Genomic DNA, 20,324 nt, shown 5'->3' with positions numbered 1-20,324 from the left:
GTTGCGACGTCAACCTGTGTTGAGTTCTAACCAATGCGTCACATCGAGGGAATGATCGTTTTGTCATAAGGACGTAACAATAATGATGCGAAGGCCATAAGTAACACGATGTAATTCCGGTGTTCATTGACCAAAGCTCGCTATGATCGGCCTTTCACTGGATGATGAGGCTGATGCTTTAGTAAAAATGTCCACCCGCTGCACTCGGGTACTATTCGACGAAGGGTCGAGTTATGACATTTTGTTGCACAGAATTTTTTATCTGCCCGGGCATCTAAGCTCATTCAACCGGTTGGTTGGCTGTGTGGCCGGGGTGGGGCGGCACACTTTCGTGCCACGCGAGCGCTCTTCAAGAAAAGCGCTTGATTGAAAACCGAGCGGTCAATGCGTTGTCCGTTCACTTATTGCTAAAGGCCCTGGAACTCCCATGTCGGATCGTTACGAACTCTTCCTCACTTGCCCCAAGGGCCTCGAAGGCCTGCTGATCGAGGAAGCCGTCGGGCTTGGCCTTGAGGAAGCGCGCGAGCACACGTCGGCTGTGCGCGGCATGGCCGACATGGAAACGGCTTATCGCTTGTGCCTGTGGTCGCGTCTGGCTAACCGGGTGCTGCTGGTACTCAAGCGTTTCCCGATGAAGGATGCCGAAGACCTGTACCACGGCGTGCTGGATATCGAGTGGCAAGACCACATGCTCAATGACGGCACCCTGGCCGTCGAATTCAGCGGTCACGGCTCGGGCATCGACAACACCCACTTCGGCGCCCTGAAAGTGAAGGACGCCATTGTCGACAAGCTGCGCACCCCGTCGGGCGAGCGTCCTTCCATCGACAAGCTCAATCCGGACCTGCGCATTCACCTGCGCCTGGACCGTGGCGAAGCAATTCTGTCCCTCGATCTCTCCGGCCACAGCCTGCACCAGCGCGGTTACCGCCTGCAGCAAGGGGCGGCGCCGCTGAAGGAAAACCTCGCGGCAGCGATTCTGATCCGCTCCGGCTGGCCGCGCATTGCGGCTGAAGGTGGCGCTCTGGCTGACCCGATGTGCGGTGTCGGTACGTTCCTCGTCGAAGCCGCGATGATCGCTGCCGACATGGCGCCGAACCTGCGTCGCGAGCAATGGGGCTTCACTGCCTGGCTCGGTCACGTGCCGGCGCTGTGGAAAAAACTTCACGAAGAAGCCGTCGCCCGCGCCGCTGCCGGTCTGGCCAAGCCACCGCTGTGGATTCGCGGTTACGAAGCCGACCCACGGCTGATTCAGCCGGGCCGCAATAACGTCGAGCGCGCAGGCCTGAGTGAGTGGATCAAGATCTACCAGGGTGAAGTCGCAACCTTCGAGCCGCGTCCGGACCAGAACCAGAAAGGCCTGGTGATCTGCAACCCTCCGTACGGCGAGCGTCTGGGCGATGAGGCGAGCTTGCTCTACCTCTACCAGAACCTCGGCGAGCGTCTGCGTCAGGCCTGCCTGAACTGGGAAGCGGCGGTGTTCACCGGCGCACCGGATCTGGGCAAGCGCATGGGGATTCGCAGCCACAAGCAGTATTCGTTCTGGAACGGCGCCTTGCCGTGCAAATTGCTGCTGATCAAAGTACTGCCGGACCAGTTTGTCACAGGGGAGCGTCGTACCCCGGAACAGCGTCAGGCCGAACGTGAGCAGGCGGCCTACGATCAGTCGCCGGCCGAGCCGCAAGAGCGTCAGTACAACAAGAACGGCAACCCGATCAAACCTGCACCGGCGCCGGCTCCCGTTGTCGAGCAGCCACGTCTGAGCGAAGGCGGGCAGATGTTTGCCAATCGCCTGCAAAAAAACCTCAAGGCGCTGGGCAAGTGGGTCAAGCGTGAAGGTATCGACTGCTACCGCGTTTACGATGCCGACATGCCGGAATACTCCATGGCCATCGACCTGTATCACGACTGGGTCCACGTTCAGGAATATGCGGCACCGAAGTCGATCGATCCGGAAAAAGCCTCGGCGCGGATGTTCGATGCGCTGGCCGCCATTCCGCAGGCCTTGAACATCGACAAGAGCCGCGTGGTCGTCAAGCGCCGCGAGCGTCAGAGCGGCACCAAGCAGTACGAGCGCCAGAGCGCGCAGGGCAAGTTCACCGAGGTGAACGAAGGCGGCGTGAAGTTGCTGGTCAATCTGACCGACTACCTCGACACCGGCCTGTTCCTGGATCACCGCCCAATGCGTCTGCGGATTCAGAAAGAGGCGGCCGGCAAGCGCTTCCTCAACCTGTATTGCTACACCGCGACAGCCAGCGTTCATGCAGCCAAGGGCGGCGCACGCAGCACCACCAGCGTCGACCTGTCGAAAACCTACCTGGATTGGGCGCGTCGCAACCTGTCGCTGAACGGTTTCTCCGATAAGAACCGTTTGGAGCAGGGCGACGTGATGGCCTGGCTGGAAGCCAACCGTGACGAGTTCGACATGATCTTTATCGATCCGCCGACCTTCTCCAACTCCAAGCGCATGGAAGGGATCTTCGACGTGCAGCGTGACCACGTGCAGTTGCTGGACCTGGCCATGGCCCGTCTGGCGCCGGGTGGCGTGTTGTATTTCTCCAACAACTTCCGCAAGTTCCAGCTCGAAGAAAACCTCATGGCGCGCTATGCCGTCGAGGAGATCACCGCACAAACCATCGACCCGGACTTTGCCCGTAACGGCAAGATCCATCGCGCCTGGAAAATCATGGCGCGCTGAGGCCTGATTGGATCCACAGAGCCTTGACTTTTCGAGGTTCTGTGGTCTTTTTGCGCTGGCTAATCTAATGGCTAATAGCTATAACTTCACTCAAAGCCAAGGTGACGCCTGAGCACGCCGGCGTTTGAGTTTTGCTTATGCCGTTGCACGCCGTACGACCCAAGATCCTGGGCTTGATCAGTGAAGATGTTTCGGCCTGGCTCATTGCGCTGCTGGTGTTGCTGGTCGGCGGCGTACTGACGGGGCTGCTCGCCTGGGCCAGCTTCAATGCGCACCATCAGCAGGTGGCGCAGCGTTTCCAAATGCTGGTCAACGAACGCAAGAGCCGGATTACCGAGCGTTTCGACGATCAGGAGCTGCGCCTTGACAGCCTGCGGCGATTCTTCGTCAACTCCGAGTGGGTCTCCCGTGAGGAGTTCGACGGCTTTACCAAAGCCCTGTTGCGCAGAACTCAGGCCTACGCCTGGGCGCCGCTGGTGGCCCGCAGTGAACGTTCCGTGTTCGAGCAACGGGGGCGCGAGCAAGGTAAAGCAGGGTATTCCATCCGCGATCTGACACCTTCCGCCACGTTGCAACCTGCCGCCGAGCGCGATGAATACGCGCCGGTGTTGTACAACCAGACGCTAGGTTCAAAAGCCGCGCCGCTGGGTTTTGATTTGCTCTCGGAACCAACACGTCGGGTAACCCTGGAAAGGGCCCGCACCCTCAACGCGATGGCGGTGTCCGAGCCCACGCTGCTGATTGGCGTCGATTCTGAATATGCCCGTGGCGTGCTGCTGGTCGAGCCTGTTTTGCGCGATGCCACAGCGTCCGCTCAAAACGCCGCACCCCTTGGTTACGTGCTGGCAGTGATCAGCATGCGTCAGTTGGTGGCCGATGGTTTTCCGTTGCCCGGTCAGGACAACCTTGTGGTGCAGATTCGCGGTCGGGCGCAGGACGGTCAGGCGCAAGCGCTCTACGAATCGACCAACCCGGTGGCGAACCAGCCGTTGCATTACAGCTCGATGTTGCGACTGGGCGATCATGTCTACGATCTCGATATTCGCACCAGTACCGTGTTTGAACACGCCACTCATTCGGCGGTTGCCAGCCTGATCGTGATGGGGACGCTGTTGAGCGTGCTGCTCAGTGCCTTGCTCTACATTCTGGTCAGTCAGCGGCAACGAGCGTTGGCGCTGGTCGAGCAGCGCACCCGTGAGTTGCGTCTGCGAGAACAGGAGCTAAGCGGCGCTCATGGGCAGTTACGCGGGGTGCTGGACGCGGCGACCCAAGTGGCGGTGATCGCCACCAACCTGCGCGGTGTGATCACCACCTTCAATGCCGGTGCCGAGCACATGCTTGGTTATCGCAGTGACGATGTGTTGGGACAGGCGACCCTGGAAAGCCTGCATCTGCCTGCTGAGCTGGAGGCGCGGGCTGTGGAGCTCAGTCAGCGTTACTGCAAACCGGTACCGAGCTGCCAGGCGATGCTGGTGGAAGGTGGCGAAGCGGGTGGGCAGGAAGCGCGTGAATGGACCTTGGTGCGTCAGGACGGCAGCCATCTGACGGTGAACATGCTCGCCACCGCGGTGCTTGATGAGCAGGGGCTTTGGGTCGGGAATCTGGCGATCTGCATCGACATTACCGAGCGCAAGCGGGTGCATGAAGCGTTGGCGGCGCGCGATTTGCTGCTCAAGAAACTCAGTGCTCATGTGCCGGGCGGCATTTATCAGTTCAAGATGGCGGTAGACGGGCGCTTCAGTGTGATCTACGCCAGTGATGGCATTCGCGACATTTACGAGATCGATCCGGACGTGCTGCAACAGAACGCCGAGGCCATTTTCGAGCGGATTCATCCGCAGGATGTCGCCCGGGTGCGTGCCTCGATCCGGGTCTCTTCGCTAAAGCTCAGCCCATGGCGCGAAGAGTACCGCGTGCAGTTGCCCGTCCGTGGTCTGCGTTGGGTGCGCGGTGAGGCAACACCGGAAGAGCTGCCCGGCGGCGGGGTGTTGTGGCATGGCTACATTTCGGATATTTCCGACCTCAAGCGGGTCGAGGAAGAGCTGCGCGCCTTGTCGGTTACCGACTCGCTGACCGGCATTCACAATCGACGCTATTTCCAGGAGCGGTTGATCATGGAAATGGCCCGCGTTGAGCGCGGTATCGGGGAATTGGCGGTGATCATGCTGGATATCGATCACTTCAAACGTATCAATGATGCGTACGGCCACGCGGCAGGCGATCGGGTGTTGCAGGCGGTCTGTCAGCGCATTCGCCAACGATTGCGGCGCACCGATGTGTTCTGTCGCCTGGGAGGCGAGGAATTCATGGTGCTGTGTCCGGACACCGACGGGCAGCATGCCCATACATTGGCCGTCGAGCTATGGCAGAGCTTGCGCAATACGCCTATCGAGGGCCTGGGCACGGTGACTGCCAGCTTTGGTATCGCCAGTTGGCGTTCCGGGGAGGGGGCTGATGCCTTGCTGTTGCGCGCTGACTCGGGGGTTTATGCGGCGAAGCAGGCTGGGCGGGATCGGGTTGAGGTGGAACTGGCGTAGGCCGGTTCAGGCTTGTGTGGCGAGGGAGCAAGCTCCCTCGCCACAGTTGCGCTATGTTTAAGTGGGGCTTAAAGCGCCGACTCGGCTGTCGCCAGTTTCGGCTGGCGGTACAGGTCCAGCAGCACCTGATCGAGCACCGTATGCGCACCAAATGGCGCCGGATCGTTGAGGATCGCGACCACTGCCCAGGTGTTGCCGTTGTTGTCACGGCTGAAACCGGCAATAGCGCGCACAGTGTTCAGGGTGCCGGTCTTGACGTGCGCTTCACCCCGCATCGCGGTGGTCTTGAGGCGTTTGCGCATGGTGCCGTCCATGCCGCTGATCGGCAGCGAACTGACGAACTCGGCCGAGTACGGGCTTCTCCAGGCCGCTTGCAGCATGCTCGCCATTTCACGGGCGCTGACCCGTTCGGCACGCGACAGGCCCGAGCCGTTCTCCATTACCAGGTGCGGCGCGGTGATGCCTTTTTTCGCCAGCCACTGACGAACCACGCGTTGTGCGGCTTTTGCATCGTCAGCATCAGCGTCGGTGCGGTATTTCGCGCCCAGGCTGAGGAACAGCTGCTGAGCCATGGTGTTGTTACTGTATTTGTTGATGTCGCGGATGATTTCCGCCAGGTCCGGCGAGAACGCCCGGGCCAGTACCTTGGCATCCTTCGGTACGGCGGCCAGACGATCCTTGCCCTGGATGCTGCCACCCAGTTCCTGCCAGATCGCCCGTACGGCGCCAGCGGTGTAGGTCGCATGGTCGAGCAGCGAAAGGTAAGTCTGCGAGCTGCAACCGTCGGCCAACTGGCCTGCAACCGTCACGGACACGCTGCCGTCGGCCTGGGTTACCGGGTTGTAGCGCACGCCCCCGGAACACTGTTTGCCGCTGAGCGCTTTGACCTGGTTGTCGATGCGAATGCTGGCGATCGGTGGCTCGACCGACACCAGGACCTTGCCCGAGTCGTTGCGAGCTACGAAGCGCAAGGCCTTGAGGTTGACCATCAACGCGTCGGGTTTGACCAGGAATGGCTTGTTCTCGTCTTTACCGTCGTCATTGAATTCAGGCAGTTGTGGCTGGACGAAGAAGCTGCGATCCAGCACCAGGTCGCCGGTGACTTGCTGCACGCCATTGGCCCGCAGGTCACGCATCAGCAGCCAGAGTTTTTCCATGTTCAACTTCGGGTCGCCGCCACCCTTGAGGTACAGGTTGCCGTTCAGGATGCCGCCACTGAGGGTGCCGTCGGTGTAGAACTCGGTCTTCCACTGGTGGTTCGGGCCAAGCATTTCCAGCGCGGCGTAGGTGGTGACCAGTTTCATGGTCGAGGCCGGATTGACCGAAACGTCAGCGTTGAAGACTGTCGGTGTGCCCGGGCCGTTGAGTGGAATCATCACCAGCGACAGGGCGCTGTCCTGCAACTTGCTGGCTTTGAGCGCTTTTTCAACGCTGGGTGGCAGGGTGGTGTTGATCGGGGCAGCGGAAACAGGAAAGGCCAGCGGCACAAGCAGGCTGGCGAGAAGCAATGGACGCAAAGATTTGATCATCTGAAATAAAGCCCTACAGCCGAGGGGAAAAAAATGAGGGCATGGAGATAAATTCCCTCAGTGGTCACGAAAGTGTCGGCATTATGCCCAAGGAATAGCGCCTTGTGCCGTATACAGAGGGCCGAATCCGCTATTTTTTTACCAGTGGTAGGCACAAGCTCCCAGAGAGTCGGGCAAACAACGGCTTAAACTGCTAAAGTGCCGCCCGTTATTACTTTTGAGGATTGTTCCAATGGCGACTAACCGTTCCCAGCGTCTGCGCAAAAAACTCTGCGTCGATGAATTTCAAGAGCTGGGTTTCGAACTGAACCTGGATTTCAAAGAAGATCTGGCTGATGAGGCTGTTGACGCTTTCCTCGACGCGTTTCTGAAAGAAGCCATGGAAGCTAACGGCCTTGGCTACGTTGGCGGCGACGACTACGGTCTGGTTTGCCTGCAAAAACGTGGCTCGGTCAGCGCTGAACAGCGCGCCGCCGTTGAAGGCTGGCTGAAAGGCCGCACCGAGCTGACCAGCGTTGAAGTCAGCCCGTTGCTGGACGTTTGGTACCCGGAAAAGCCGATCAATCCGGTAGCTTGATGTTCAAAAAAACGGCGACCCAAGGGTCGCCGTTTTTTTATGTCTCAGGCTTGTCGCCAATTCAAAATCATCAGCGTCACCACACCCGCCACAATCCCCCAGAACGCCGAGCCAATGGAGAACAGCGTCAGCCCCGACGCAGTGACCATAAAGGTGATCAACGCCGCTTCACGTTCTTTCACTTCGCTCATGGCGATGCTCAGGCCGTTGATGATCGAGCCGAACAGTGCCAGCGCGGCAATCGACAGCACCAGCTCCTTCGGCAAGGCGGCGAACAGCGCCGCGAGGGTTGCGCCGAAGACCCCGGCAATCCCGTAGAAAATCCCGCACCAGACGGCTGCGGTGTAACGCTTGTTGCGGTCTTCATGGGCATGCGGCCCGGTGCAGATGGCGGCGCTGATCGCTGCCAGGTTGATCCCGTGGGAGCCAAATGGCGCCAGCAACAGCGAGGCGATGCCGGTGGTGGTGATCAGCGGCGAGGCCGGCACGTTGTAGCCATCGGCGCGCAATACGGCGATGCCGGGCATGTTCTGCGAGGTCATGGCCACCACGAACAATGGAATGCCGATGCTGATGGTCGCCGCGAGGGAAAAGTGCGGGGTGGTCCAGACCGGGGTGGCCACTTCAAGATGAAAACCGCTGAAATCCAGCAGGCCCATGACGCCGGACAGTGACGTGCCGATCAGCAGCGCCGCCAGCACTGCATAACGCGGCGACAGGCGCTTGACCACCAGATAGGTGAAAAACATCCCCAGCACCAGGCCCGTGCGGTGCTGGGCGGCGACGAAAATTTCGCTGCCGATCTTGAACAGAATCCCCGCCAGCAACGCCGCCGCCAGTGACGCAGGAATGCGTTTGACCAGGCGTTCGAAGCTGCCCGTCATACCGCAAAGGGTGACGAGCACGGCGCAAGTGATGTAGGCGCCAATCGCCTCGCCGTAGGTCACGCCCGACAGGCTGGTGATCAGCAGCGCCGCACCGGGCGTCGACCAGGCAATGGTGATCGGTGTGCGATAACGCAAGGACAAACCGATCGAGCACACCGCCATGCCAATTGAAATCGCCCAGATCCACGACGAAATCTGCCCGCTGTTCAGGCCCGCCGCCTGGCCGGCCTGGAACATTAGCACCAGCGAACTGGTGTAGCCGGTCATCATGGCAATGAACCCGGCGACGATGGCCGAAGGTGAAGTGTCGGCCAATGGGCGAAGTTGCGCGTGAGTGGCGTCGGTCATGGCGCGGTGTTCCTTGATCTTGATAAAGATGATGCACCCCGGAGTGTCGGGGGTATTCAAGCCTAAGCTTAAACGTGGCAGCTCGTTGCGATACAGCCGGGGGCGTATATGGCCGTACAGTCGTGTTGCCACCAGCGGTTGTGTACAATGTGCTGTGTTTTTTACGCAATACTTGCCAGCGACCCTCTGTGCCGTATTACAGTCACAGTCAATTCGCCGCAGTTCTCCCGACTCGAGTGCCCATGAACGAACAGTTGCAGCCCCTCAAGAAACAACCGCGAGCAGGTAAAGCCGGCCGCAGCGGAACCCAGGACGATATCGTCTATGCGCATATCTTCGAGGCCATCCTCGAACAGCGCCTGGCGCCCGGTACAAAGTTGAGCGAAGAGGCGCTGGGAGAAATTTTCGGGGTCAGTCGCACCATCATTCGCCGTGCGCTGTCGCGTCTGGCCCACGAAGGCGTGGTGCTTTTGCGTCCTAACCGTGGCGCCGTGGTTGCCAGCCCGAGTGTCGAAGAAGCCCGTCAGGTATTCATGGCGCGGCGTCTGGTCGAGAAGGCGATCACCGAGCTTGCAGTCGTACACGCGACGGCCGAACAGATTGCCGAGTTGCGGCAGATGGTCAACGACGAGCGCGACAGCTTCTCCCGTGGCGACCGTGGTGCCGGTATCCGTCTGTCTGGCGAGTTCCACCTGAAGCTGGCCGAGGCGGCGAAGAATGCCCCGCTGATCAGCTTCCAGCGCAGCCTGGTGTCGCAGACTTCGTTGATCATCGCCCAGTATGAAAGCGGTAACCGCTCGCACTGTTCCTACGATGAACACACTCAACTGATCGATGCCATCGAGGCCCGCGACGCCGAGCTGGCGGTGAACCTGATGATGCATCACATGGATCACATCGACAGCAAGCTCAACCTCGACGAAGAAAGCGCCTCGGACGATTTGCACGCGGTGTTTTCGCACCTGTTGCAGACCAAAAAGCCAGGGCGGCCAACCGCGAAACTCTGATAGACCGCGGCGCGCCCATCGCGAGCAGGCTCGCTCCCACAATTGAAATGCATTCCCCTGTGGGAGCGAGCCTGCTCGCGATAGCGATCTGACAGGCAATAAAAATCCCCCGGGCTGTAAAACGACGGGGGATTTTTTTATGCTCAGGAAAACCTAGCGCTGGTGAACCAGGTTCCCCGCCGCGTAAGTCTGCAGAACAGTCCGGTCATCCCCCAATGTCATCAGCACAAACAACGTCTCGGCAATGGTCTTGGCCTGTTTCAGACGATAGCCGAGCAGCGGCGTGGCGTTGTAGTCCAGCACCAGGAAGTCGGCGTCGGTGCCCGGTTGCAGGGTGCCGATCTTGTCTTCCAGGCGCAGTGCGCGGGCACCGCCGAGGGTTGCCAGGTACAGCGATTTGAACGGGCTCAGGCGTGCGCCTTGCAGCTGCATGACTTTGTAGGCTTCGTTCAGGGTTTGCAGCAGCGAGAAACTGGTGCCGCCACCGATGTCAGTGCCCAGGCCGACGTTCAGGTTGTGCTTTTCGGCCATTGGCAGGTTGAACAATCCACTGCCAAGAAAGAAGTTCGAGGTCGGGCAGAAAGCAATGGCCGAACCGGTTTCGGCCAGGCGTGCGCATTCGTCATCGCACAGGTGCACGCCGTGCGCGAATACCGAGCGTTCGCCGAGCAATTTGTAGTGGTCGTAGACGTCCAGGTAGCCCTTGCGCTCCGGGAACAGTTCCTTGACCCATTCGATTTCCTGCAGGTTTTCACTGATGTGGGTCTGCATGTACAGGTCGTGGTATTCGCTGAGCAACTGGCCGGCCAGGGTCAGTTGTTCCGGGGTGCTGGTCGGTGCAAAACGGGGCGTCACCGCGTAGTGCAGACGACCCTTGCCGTGCCAGCGCTCGATCAGCGCCTTGCTGTCGACGTAGCTGGATTCGGCGGTGTCGGTCAGGTAGTCCGGCGCATTGCGGTCCATCATCACCTTGCCGGCGATCATCCGCAGGTCGAGCGTCCGTGCGGCTTCGAAGAACGAGTCCACCGATTGCGGGTGCACGCTGCCGAACACCAGTGCGGTGGTGGTGCCGTTGCGCAGCAGTTCCTTGATGAAGATACCGGCGACTTCTTCGGCGTGGGCCTTGTCGGCGAACTGGCTTTCGCACGGGAAGGTGTAGGTGTTGAGCCAGTCCAGCAGTTGTTCGCCGTACGCGCCGACCATGCCGGTTTGCGGCAGGTGAATGTGCGTATCGATGAAGCCCGGCGTGATCAGCGCATCCTGATAATGGCTGACTTGAATGTCGGCGGGCAGGCTGGCGAGCAGTTCGCAGGCAGGGCCGACGGCGCTGATCTGGCCGTTTTCGGTCACCAGCAAGCCGTCTTCGAAATACTCGTAGGAGGCTTCGATACCCACCACGGCGGGGTCGGCGATGCTGTGCAGAATGGCGGCGCGGTAGGCTTTGCGAGTCAAAGGCATTGTCGTTCTCGGTTCGTGGCTTTTTTAGTTCGAGGCGTGGCTGCGGCGTGAGGCGGGCAGCAGTTTGGCAATAGGTTCGGCTTTCGCGCTGTGCTGGCCGAAATTCGCGTTATAGGTGGCGATGATTTCGCCGGCGATGGAGATGGCGATTTCCACAGGCAATTTGCCTTTGACCTCGCCCAGGCCCATCGGGCAGCGCATGCGTTGCAGCACGGCGTTGTCGAAGCCGCGCTCGCGCAGGCGATGTTCGAATTTCACCCGTTTGGTCTTCGAACCGATCAGGCCGAAGTAGGCAAAGTCATTGCGCTTGAGAATCGCTGCGGTGAGCTCCAGGTCGAGTTGGTGATTGTGGGTCATGACGATGCAGTAACTGCCAGCCGGCAGGTCGTCGATTTCGTCCACCGGTTCTTCGGCGACGATTTTAAGCACGCCGTGGGGGATCTGTTCGGGGAACTCGGCTTCCCGCGAATCGATCCAGCGCACGCGGCAGGGCAGGCTGGCCAGCAACGGCACCAGCGCCCGACCGACGTGGCCGGCGCCGAATACGGCGATCTGTGCTTGTACCTGGCCCATGGGCTCGAACAGCAACACCGTGACACCGCCGCAGCATTGACCGAGGCTGGCGCCGAGGCTGAAGCGCTCCAGGTGAGTGTCCTGTTTGCCGCTGGCAAGCATTTCCCGGGCGACCTGCATCGCCTTGTATTCCAGGTGCCCGCCACCGATGGTGTCGAACGCCTGCGTGGCGCTGACGACCATCTTCGAACCGGCATTGCGCGGCGTCGAGCCGAGCTCTTCGATGATGGTCACCAATACGCAGGGTTCACCCTGGTTTTGCAGGTCGGCGAGGGCGTCGATCCAGTTGTACATGTCCCACCTCTTCAGATCGTTCCCACGCTCTGCGTGGGAATGCATCACTGGACGCTCCGCGCCCGCTCTTCACAATGCGACGCAGAGCGTCGCGGGCTGCATTCCCACGCAGAGCGTGGGAACGATCATCAAACGACCTCGACCATGGAATCGACAGCTTTCACCGCCTTCAGCTGGCGCATCTGCTCACAGCCCCACAACACCCGCTCCGGTGTGGCCGGTGCGTCGATTTTCGGTTGATGCCTGTAATCGCACAGGCTCGCCACCGCATCCTTGATTGCGCACCAGACGGATATGCCGAGCATGAACGGCGGTTCGCCCACGGCTTTGGAATGGAACACCGTGTCTTCCGGGTTCTTGCGGTTTTCCACCAGCTTCACCCGCAAATCCAGCGGCATGTCGGCGACTGCCGGGATCTTGTAGCTGGCCGGGCCGTTGGTCATCAGTTTGCCTTTGTTATTCCAGACCAGCTCTTCCATGGTCAGCCAGCCCATGCCCTGGATGAAGCCACCTTCGACCTGGCCCATGTCGATGGCCGGGTTCAGCGAGGCGCCGACGTCATGCAGGATGTCGGTGCGAAGCATTTTGTATTCGCCGGTCAGGGTGTCGATGATCACCTCGGCGCAGGCTGCGCCAAACGCGTAGTAGTAGAATGGCCGTCCGCGCGCCTGGCTACGGTCGTAGTAGATTTTCGGGGTCTTGTAGAAACCGGTGCTGGACAGCGACACTTGGGCGAAATACGCCTGCTGGATCAGTTCTTCGAAGGTCAGGATCTGATCGCGAACCCGCACGTGGCCGTTGTGAAACTCCACGTCTTCTTCGCTGACTGCATACTTGCGCGCGGCAAATTCCACCAGGCGTTGCTTGATGATTTCGGCAGCGTTTTGCGCAGCCTTGCCGTTAAGGTCGGCGCCACTGGACGCGGCGGTCGGCGAGGTGTTCGGCACTTTGTCGGTATTGGTCGCGGTGATCTGCACACGGTCGATTTCAACCTGGAACACTTCGGCCACGACTTGCGCGACTTTGACGTTCAAGCCCTGGCCCATTTCGGTGCCGCCGTGGTTCAGGTGGATGCTGCCGTCGGTGTAGACGTGAATCAGCGCACCGGCCTGGTTGAGGAAGCTGGCGGTGAAGGAAATACCGAATTTCACCGGGGTCAGCGCCAGGCCTTTTTTCAGGATCGGGCTGTTGGCGTTGTAGCGGCGGATCGCTTCGCGGCGTTCGGCGTACTGGCTGCTTTCTTCCAGTTCGGCGGTGATTTCCTCGAGCATGTTGTGCTCGACGGTCTGGTAGTAATGGGTGATGTTACGCTCGGTCTTGCCGTAGTAGTTGGCCTTGCGCACCGCCAGCGGATCCTGGCCTAAATGACGGGCGATGGCGTCCATCACTTCTTCGATGGCGACCATCCCTTGCGGGCCGCCAAAGCCGCGATAGGCGGTGTTCGACGCGGTGTTGGTCTTGCAGCGGTGACCGTTGATGGTCGCGTCGCCCAGGTAGTACGAGTTGTCCGAGTGGAACATCGCCCGGTCGACGATCGATGCCGACAGGTCTGGTGAACAACCGCAGTTACCGGCCAGTTCCAGCTGGATGCCGTGCAGGCGGCCGCTGTCGTCGAAGCCGACATCGTATTCAATGTAGAACGGGTGACGTTTGCCGGTCATCAGCATGTCTTCGACCCGTGGCAGACGCATTTTGGTCGGCTGTCCGGTCAGGTGCGCGATCACCGCGCAGAGGCACGCAGGGCTGGCGGCCTGGGTTTCCTTGCCGCCGAAGCCGCCGCCCATGCGGCGCATGTCGACGACGATTTTGTTCATCGACACGTCGAGCACTTCCGCCACCAGTTTCTGCACTTCGGTGGGGTTCTGGGTCGAGCAGTAGACGATCATGCCGCCGTCTTCGGTCGGCATGACCGAAGAGATCTGGGTTTCCAGATAGAAGTGTTCCTGGCCACCGATGTGCAGCGTGCCTTGAATCCGATGCTCTGCGGTTACCAGCGCAGTGGCCGAATCGCCGCGCTTGTGGGTGTGGCTATCGAGCACGAAATGGCGTTTGCGCAGGGCTTCGACCACGTCGAGCATCGGCTCCAGATCTTCGTATTCGATGATCGCTGCCATGGCCGCTTTGCGTGCGGTTTCCAGGTCTTTTGCGGCGACCGCAAGCACCGGTTGACCGACGAATTGCACGTCATCGATGGCCAGCAGCGGGTCACCCGGCAACAAGGGGCCGATGTCTTTCAGGCCCGGCACGTCTTCGTGGGTAATGGCGATGCGTACGCCTTCGAAGGCGTAGCAGGGCTTAGTGTCGATGCTGATGATTTTCGCGTGGGCGCGGTCCGAGAGCCGCGCGTAAACGTGCAGTTGATTCGGAAATTCCAGTCGATCGTCGATGTACTGCGCTTCACCGGACACGTGTTTGTCGGCGCTGTCGTGCTTGACGCTGCGACCGACACCGGTAGTCAGGTCCTTGGCAAACAGTTCGGCCAATTCGGCTTGGGTCTTCTCGACTTTGTGATGGTTAGACATAAGCGGTCACCCGAGTCTCGATGTGCGGTGTTTGCAGTTCGATGAAGTATTTACGCAGCAGGTTTTGCGCGCTGAGCAGGCGGTATTCCTTGCTCGCACGGAAATCCGAGAGCGGCGTGAAGTCTTGCGCAAGGGCGGCGCAGGCATGTTCCACTGTAGTGTTGTTCCAGGGCGCGCCGAGCAGCGCGGCTTCGCAGCTTTTCGCGCGTTTCGGTGTCGCGGCCATGCCGCCGAACGCGACGCGGGCGTCGGCAACCACGCCGTTTTCGATGCGCAGGTTGAACGCCGCGCAGACCGCGGAAATGTCATCGTCCAGACGCTTGGAAACCTTGTAGGCACGGAACAGCTGTTCAGCGCAGGCACGCGGCACGATGATTTTCTCGATGAACTCGCTTTCCTGGCGCGCAGTGACCCGGTAATCGATGAAATAGTCTTCCAGCGCCAGGGTGCGACGGGTTTCGCCTTTGCACAGCACGATCTGTGCGCCCAGAGCGATCAGTAGCGGAGGCGAGTCACCAATCGGCGAGGCGTTGCCGATGTTGCCGCCGAGGGTGCCCTGATTGCGGATTTGCAAGGAGGCGAAACGTTGCAGCAATTCGCCGAAGTCCGGGTACTCGGCCTCGAGGGCGTCGTAGCAGTCGGAGAGGGCGGTGGCGGCGCCGATTTCCAGGCGATCGTCAAAGCGCTCGATGCGCTTCATTTCTGCGACATTGCCGACGTAGATCATCACCGGCAGCGTGCGGTGGAACTGGGTCACTTCCAGCGCCAGGTCGGTACCGCCGGCCAACAGTTTGGCTTGCGGATAGGCATCGTAGAGGTCGGCCAGATCGGCGACGGTCAGCGGCACCAGGCAGCGTTTGTCGCCGCTGTTCAGTTCGCCGGTGTCGGTCGGCGCAATGGCTTTCAGGCGAGCGATGGTTTCGGCTTCGCGAGCATCGAACTGGTCGGGCTGTTTGGCGCTGCACACTTGTTCGGCGGCAGCGAGGATCGGCCGGTAGCCGGTGCAGCGGCAGAGGTTGCCGGCGAGGGCTTCGTGAGCTTTATGGGAATCGGCGTGATCGCTGTTTTTCTGCAGGGCGAACAATGACATGACGAAGCCCGGTGTGCAGAAGCCGCACTGTGAGCCATGGCACTCGACCATGGCTTTTTGCACGCTGTGCAGTTTGCCCTGATGCTTGAGGTCTTCGACGCTGATCAGCTGTTTGCCGTGCAGCGACGAAACAAATGTCAGGCACGAGTTGAGGCTGCGATAGCGAATGTGTTCGCCGCCGTTGTCATCGGTCTGCAATTCACCGACCACCACCGTACATGCGCCACAGTCACCGCTGGCGCAACCTTCTTTGGTACCGGACTTGCCCAAATGTTCGCGCAGATAGTTGAGCACGGTCAGGTTCGGGTCCAGGGCGTGCTCGCTACGGAGTTCCTGGTTAAGTAAAAACTGGATCACGGAAGGCCTCGCAGACTCATTATTGTTGTTAACCGATTTGACCTGAATTTATCAGGTCTGACTTTTCGGTCAATGATTTTCTGACTTAAGGGTCAAGAAAATCGCTTTTGCCGATCAACAGTGGCTTATTTCATTATTGACCCTCTCGGGATGCCTCGCTTTTTGCTTGAATCGTGCCAAATTCCGCTGGCTTGGCCCTGCGCCATCACCGCCCAAGTGCGCTACACTGCGCCGCTTGTACAGATCGAAGAGTTTGAAGGAAAACCATGACGTTCAAGGCGCCGGACAGCCTCGCCGAGCAAATCGCTCACCACCTCGCCGAACGCATCATTCGCGGCGACCTCAAGCCGGGAGAGCGCATCCAGGAACAGAAGGTCACGCTGGCCCTGAATGTCAGCCGCGGCTCGGTTCGCGAAGCCTTGCTGATTCTCGAGCGCCGACACCTGATCGCCATCCTGCCACGTCGTGGTGCTCATGTGACCGAGCTCACCGCACACAAGGTGCAGAGCCTGTGCACGCTGATGAGCGAGCTCTACGTCCTGCTCGGTAATTCGGTGGCCAGTGGCTGGCAGGTCCAGGCCGACATGGCGCCGTTCCTGCAAATCCAGCAGCGCTTGATCGCCAGTTACGAGCGTCAGGACATCCGCGCCTTTGTCGAAGACAGCTTCAGCGTGATGCGCGCGGCGTACCCGTTCGCCAATAACCCGTACTTGCAGGAAACCGTCGAGAACCTGCAACCGGCCATGAGCCGTGCGTATTTTCTCGCCCTGGAACAGCGCAAGGCCGAGATGAGCGAGTTCCTCGAACTGTTCGAGCGCTTGCTCGCGGCCGTGCTGGCTCGTGATCTGCCAGAGATTCGCGTCGTGCTCTCGGCTTATGCCCGGCGCAGTTGCGATCTGGTGCTGTCTGCCTTGCCGGTTGCCTGAGCGTGCGGCTCAAGTGCATCAAGCTGGCGGGGTTCAAATCCTTCGTCGACCCGACCACGGTGAACTTCCCCAGTAACATGGCGGCTGTGGTCGGGCCCAATGGTTGCGGCAAGTCGAACATCATCGACGCCGTACGCTGGGTGATGGGCGAGAGCTCGGCCAAGAACTTGCGCGGCGAGTCGATGACCGACGTCATCTTCAACGGTTCTACCAGTCGCAAGCCGGTGAGCCAGGCAAGCATCGAACTGGTGTTCGACAACTCCGACGGCACGTTGATCGGCGAATACGCGGCTTATGCGGAGATTTCCATTCGCCGCAAAGTCACCCGCGACAGCCAGACTACTTATTACCTCAACGGCACCAAATGCCGTCGCCGCGATATTACCGACATTTTTCTTGGTACCGGCCTGGGCCCGCGCAGCTACTCGATCATCGAGCAGGGGATGATCTCCAAGCTGATCGAGTCCAAGCCCGAAGACCTGCGCAACTTCATCGAAGAAGCGGCGGGGATCTCCAAGTACAAGGAGCGCCGGCGCGAGACCGAAAACCGCATTCGTCGCACCCACGAAAACCTCGCGCGCCTGACCGATCTGCGTGATGAGCTGGAACGTCAGCTCGAACGCCTGCATCGTCAGGCCCAGGCGGCCGAGAAGTATCAGGAATACAAAGCCGAAGAGCGTCAGCTCAAGGCTCAACTGTCGGCGCTACGCTGGCAGGCACTGAACGAACAGGTTGGCCAGCGCGAAGCAATCATTGGCAACCAGGAAATCAGTTTCGAAGCCCTGGTCGCTGAACAGCGCAATGCCGATGCGAGCATCGAACGGCTGCGCGACGGTCATCACGAGCTGTCTGAGCGCTTCAATCTGGTGCAGGGACGTTTCTATTCGGTCGGCGGCGACATCGCCCGGGTCGAGCAAAGCATCCAGCACGGTCAGCAGCGTTTGCGTCAGTTGCAGGACGACCTCAAGGAAGCCGAGCGTTCGCGCCTGGAAACCGAGTCGCACCTGGGTCACGACCGCACCTTGCTGGCGACCCTCGGCGAAGAGCTGGACCTGCTCACGCCCGAGCAGGAGGTCACCAGCGCCGCCGCTGAAGAGGCCGCCGCCGCGCTGGAAGAATCCGAAACCACCATGCACGGCTGGCAGGAGCAGTGGGACAGTTTCAACCTGCGCTCGGCCGAGCCACGGCGTCAGGCCGAAGTCCAGCAGTCGCGCATCCAGCAGCTGGAAACCAGCATGGAACGCCTGGCCGAGCGCCAGCGTCGCTTGGCCGAAGAGCGCGACCTGCTGTCGGCAGCCCCGGAAGACGCAGCGATTCTCGATCTGAGTGAACAACTCGCCGCCAGTGAAGCGACCCTCGAAGATTTGCAGGCCAGCGAAGACGCGCAGGTCGAGCGGCTTGAGCAGTTGCGTCAGGAACTGCAACTGGCCCTGCAAAACCAGCAGCAGGCGCAGGGTGACTTGCAACGGCTCAACGGGCGCCTGGCCTCGCTGGAGGCGTTGCAGCAAGCGGCGCTCGATCCGGGCACCGGCGCCGCCGAGTGGTTGCGCGAACAGCATTTGGCCGAGCGTCCGCGTCTGGCTGAAGGCTTGAAAGTTGAAGCGGGTTGGGAGCTGGCGGTGGAAACCGTGCTCGGTGCCGACCTGCAAGCAGTGCTGGTCGATGACTTTGCGGGCTTCGATCTGTCCGGCTTTGCCCGGGGCGATCTGCGCTTGCTCAGCCCGGCCAGCGACGGTGTGCGGATCCCCGGCAGTCTGCTCGACAAGGTTGAGGCGCAGATCGATCTGTCGCCGTGGCTGGGGCAGGTCAAACCGGTGGACAGTCTTGAACAGGCGCTGTCGCTGCGTGGTCAATTGTCGGTCGGCGAAAGCCTGATCAGCCGTGATGGCTACTGGGTTGGTCGGCACTTTTTGCGGGTGCGCCGCGCCAGTGAGGCCGAGAGCGGCATGTTGGCGCGCGGGCAGGAAATCCAGCGTCTGGGGCTTGAGCGCGAAGAGCGCGAAGCCACCGTCGAGACACTGGAAACCACCCTGCAAAACCTGCGCGCCCAGCAGCGTCAGCAAGAGAATGGCCGCGAACACCTGCGCCGTTTGCTGCAAGACGAAGCGCGCCAGCAAGGCGAATTGAAAGCTCAACTGTCGGCCGGTAAAGCCAAGGCCGAGCAGCTGACGTTACGCCGTAAGCGGCTCGACGAAGAGCTCGGTGAATTGGCGGAGCAACGCGCGCTGGAGCATGAGCAGATTGGCGAGTCGCGCCTGCAATTGCAGGAAGCCCTCGACAGCATGGCAATCGACACCGAACAGCGCGAGTTGCTGCTGGCTCAGCGCGACAGCTTGCGCGAACGCCTGGATCGGGTGCGGCAGGAGGCCCGTCAGCATAAAGACCACGCGCACCAATTGGCGGTGCGTCTGGGCTCGCTCAAGGCGCAACACGATTCAACCCGTCAGGCACTGGAGCGGCTGGAGTTGCAGTCCGAGCGCCTGACTGAAAAGCGCGAGCAGCTCAGCCTTAATCTGGAGGAGGGCGAAGCGCCGCTGGAAGAGTTGCGGCTCAAGCTTGAAGAGTTGCTCGACAAGCGCATGAGCGTCGACGAAGAACTCAGAACCGCGCAGATCGTCCTGGAAGATGCCGACCGTGAATTGCGAGATGCCGAGAAGCGCCGCAGCCAGGCCGAGCAGCAATCGCAGCTGATCCGTGGTCAACTTGAACAGCAGCGCATGGAATGGCAGGCCCTGACCGTGCGCCGTAAAGCCTTGCAGGATCAATTGCTCGAAGACGGCTATGACCTGCACGGGGTGCTCGCCACCCTGGTGGCTGAAGCGAACGAAAAAGCAGCCGAAGAAGAACTCGAGCGCATTGCCGCGCGAATTCAGCGACTGGGTGCGATCAACCTCGCGGCCATCGATGAGTACCAGCAGCAGTCCGAGCGCAAGCGTTATCTGGATGCTCAGGACGCTGACCTGGTGGAAGCGCTCGACACCCTGGAAAACGTCATTCGCAAGATCGACAAGGAAACCCGCAATCGCTTCAAAGATACCTTTGATCAGATTAACGGTGGATTGCAGGCGCTTTTTCCAAAAGTTTTCGGTGGGGGCAGCGCTTATTTGGAACTGACGGGCGAAGATCTACTCGATACAGGGGTAACGATCATGGCGCGTCCGCCCGGGAAGAAGAACAGCACCATCCATTTGCTGTCCGGCGGTGAAAAAGCCCTGACGGCATTGGCGCTGGTTTTTGCGATCTTCAAGCTCAACCCGGCACCGTTTTGCATGCTCGACGAAGTTGACGCACCGCTGGATGACGCTAACGTTGGACGCTATGCCCGATTGGTGAAAGAGATGTCACAAACGGTGCAGTTCATCTATATCACCCACAACAAGATCGCCATGGAAATGGCCGACCAATTGATGGGGGTCACGATGCACGAGCCCGGTTGTTCGCGTCTGGTAGCCGTGGATGTCGAGGAGGCGATGGCGATGGTGGACGCCTGAGTCATGGCGCGTAGGCCAGATATTTGCGGG

The 20,324-nt window shown here is 60.3% G+C and carries 12 protein-coding genes; 6 read left to right on the top strand and 6 right to left on the bottom strand.

What is annotated here, in order from left to right; translation table 11 throughout:
* Positions 1-427: 427 nt before the first annotated feature.
* On the top strand, positions 428-2,698 hold the full coding sequence (rlmKL, locus tag FPT12_RS07315; RefSeq protein ID WP_145015328.1) for a bifunctional 23S rRNA (guanine(2069)-N(7))-methyltransferase RlmK/23S rRNA (guanine(2445)-N(2))-methyltransferase RlmL: 2,271 nt from the start codon (positions 428-430) through the stop codon (positions 2,696-2,698).
* A 137-nt stretch (positions 2,699-2,835) separates the two neighbouring features.
* The gene (locus FPT12_RS07310) at positions 2,836-5,235 is read left to right on the top strand and encodes a GGDEF domain-containing protein (RefSeq protein WP_145015326.1); all 2,400 of its coding nucleotides are present in this window, start codon (positions 2,836-2,838) and stop codon (positions 5,233-5,235) included.
* 68 nt (positions 5,236-5,303) lie between these two features.
* On the opposite strand, the gene dacB is transcribed toward FPT12_RS07310, so the two are convergent.
* Positions 5,304-6,764, bottom strand: coding sequence for a D-alanyl-D-alanine carboxypeptidase/D-alanyl-D-alanine-endopeptidase (gene dacB, locus FPT12_RS07305; protein WP_145015323.1), 1,461 nt, complete (start codon positions 6,762-6,764; stop codon positions 5,304-5,306).
* 232 nt (positions 6,765-6,996) lie between these two features.
* Between dacB and FPT12_RS07300 the strand changes: the two genes are divergently transcribed.
* Positions 6,997-7,341 (top strand): YggL family protein, encoded by a 345-nt coding sequence (locus tag FPT12_RS07300; protein ID WP_145015321.1) that lies wholly within the window; start codon positions 6,997-6,999, stop codon positions 7,339-7,341.
* Positions 7,342-7,385: 44 nt separating this feature from the next.
* Here FPT12_RS07300 and FPT12_RS07295 read toward each other — a convergent pair whose 3' ends face one another.
* Positions 7,386-8,576, bottom strand: a complete 1,191-nt coding sequence (locus tag FPT12_RS07295) for a benzoate/H(+) symporter BenE family transporter (RefSeq protein ID WP_145015319.1) — start codon at positions 8,574-8,576, stop codon at positions 7,386-7,388.
* A gap of 242 nt (positions 8,577-8,818) precedes the next feature.
* On the opposite strand from FPT12_RS07295, the gene FPT12_RS07290 reads away from it, so the two are divergent.
* Positions 8,819-9,583: a GntR family transcriptional regulator gene (locus FPT12_RS07290; RefSeq protein ID WP_145015317.1), complete on the top strand. Its 765-nt coding sequence runs from the start codon at positions 8,819-8,821 to the stop codon at positions 9,581-9,583.
* A 153-nt stretch (positions 9,584-9,736) separates the two neighbouring features.
* Here FPT12_RS07290 and guaD read toward each other — a convergent pair whose 3' ends face one another.
* The 4 genes from guaD to xdhA all read right to left on the bottom strand — a co-directional run bounded on the left by guaD (position 9,737) and on the right by xdhA (position 15,877).
* A complete protein-coding gene (gene guaD / locus FPT12_RS07285) occupies positions 9,737-11,041 on the bottom strand; it encodes a guanine deaminase (protein ID WP_145015315.1) in 1,305 nt (434 codons plus the stop codon).
* Between the two features lie 24 nt (positions 11,042-11,065).
* Positions 11,066-11,908, bottom strand: coding sequence for a xanthine dehydrogenase accessory protein XdhC (gene xdhC / locus FPT12_RS07280; protein ID WP_145015313.1), 843 nt, complete (start codon positions 11,906-11,908; stop codon positions 11,066-11,068).
* Positions 11,909-12,036: 128 nt separating this feature from the next.
* Positions 12,037-14,430 (bottom strand): xanthine dehydrogenase molybdopterin binding subunit, encoded by a 2,394-nt coding sequence (xdhB, locus tag FPT12_RS07270; RefSeq protein WP_145015308.1) that lies wholly within the window; start codon positions 14,428-14,430, stop codon positions 12,037-12,039.
* Positions 14,423-15,877, bottom strand: coding sequence for a xanthine dehydrogenase small subunit (xdhA, locus tag FPT12_RS07265; RefSeq protein WP_145015306.1), 1,455 nt, complete (start codon positions 15,875-15,877; stop codon positions 14,423-14,425). The genes xdhB and xdhA overlap by 8 nt, the downstream gene beginning before the upstream one ends.
* Positions 15,878-16,143: 266 nt before the next feature.
* Here xdhA and FPT12_RS07260 point away from each other — a divergent pair, with 266 nt between their 5' ends.
* Both FPT12_RS07260 and smc read left to right on the top strand, forming a co-directional pair.
* Positions 16,144-16,803, top strand: coding sequence for a GntR family transcriptional regulator (locus tag FPT12_RS07260; RefSeq protein WP_145015304.1), 660 nt, complete (start codon positions 16,144-16,146; stop codon positions 16,801-16,803).
* Between the two features lie 2 nt (positions 16,804-16,805).
* Positions 16,806-20,294 carry a chromosome segregation protein SMC gene (smc, locus tag FPT12_RS07255; protein ID WP_145015302.1) on the top strand — a complete coding sequence of 1,163 codons (3,489 nt, stop codon included), beginning with the start codon at positions 16,806-16,808 and terminating at the stop codon, positions 20,292-20,294.
* The last annotated feature ends 30 nt before the right edge of the window (positions 20,295-20,324 follow it).

This window comes from Pseudomonas sp. H3(2019) (assembly GCF_007713465.1).
Lineage (GTDB): Bacteria > Pseudomonadota > Gammaproteobacteria > Pseudomonadales > Pseudomonadaceae > Aquipseudomonas.
Note: the sequence above shows the minus strand (reverse complement) of the source record. Positions and strands in the feature narration are given on the sequence as shown.

What these genes read in the sequence shown, in the direction of transcription:
- rlmKL (WP_145015328.1), top strand. Translation starts at nt 428, where the DNA reads ATGTCGGATCGTTACGAACTCTTCCTCACTTGCCCCAAGGGCCTCGAA.
- FPT12_RS07310 (WP_145015326.1), top strand. Translation starts at nt 2,836, where the DNA reads ATGCCGTTGCACGCCGTACGACCCAAGATCCTGGGCTTGATCAGTGAA.
- dacB (WP_145015323.1), bottom strand. Translation starts at nt 6,764, where the DNA reads ATGATCAAATCTTTGCGTCCATTGCTTCTCGCCAGCCTGCTTGTGCCG.
- FPT12_RS07300 (WP_145015321.1), top strand. Translation starts at nt 6,997, where the DNA reads ATGGCGACTAACCGTTCCCAGCGTCTGCGCAAAAAACTCTGCGTCGAT.
- FPT12_RS07295 (WP_145015319.1), bottom strand. Translation starts at nt 8,576, where the DNA reads ATGACCGACGCCACTCACGCGCAACTTCGCCCATTGGCCGACACTTCA.
- FPT12_RS07290 (WP_145015317.1), top strand. Translation starts at nt 8,819, where the DNA reads ATGAACGAACAGTTGCAGCCCCTCAAGAAACAACCGCGAGCAGGTAAA.
- guaD (WP_145015315.1), bottom strand. Translation starts at nt 11,041, where the DNA reads ATGCCTTTGACTCGCAAAGCCTACCGCGCCGCCATTCTGCACAGCATC.
- xdhC (WP_145015313.1), bottom strand. Translation starts at nt 11,908, where the DNA reads ATGTACAACTGGATCGACGCCCTCGCCGACCTGCAAAACCAGGGTGAA.
- xdhB (WP_145015308.1), bottom strand. Translation starts at nt 14,430, where the DNA reads ATGTCTAACCATCACAAAGTCGAGAAGACCCAAGCCGAATTGGCCGAA.
- FPT12_RS07260 (WP_145015304.1), top strand. Translation starts at nt 16,144, where the DNA reads ATGACGTTCAAGGCGCCGGACAGCCTCGCCGAGCAAATCGCTCACCAC.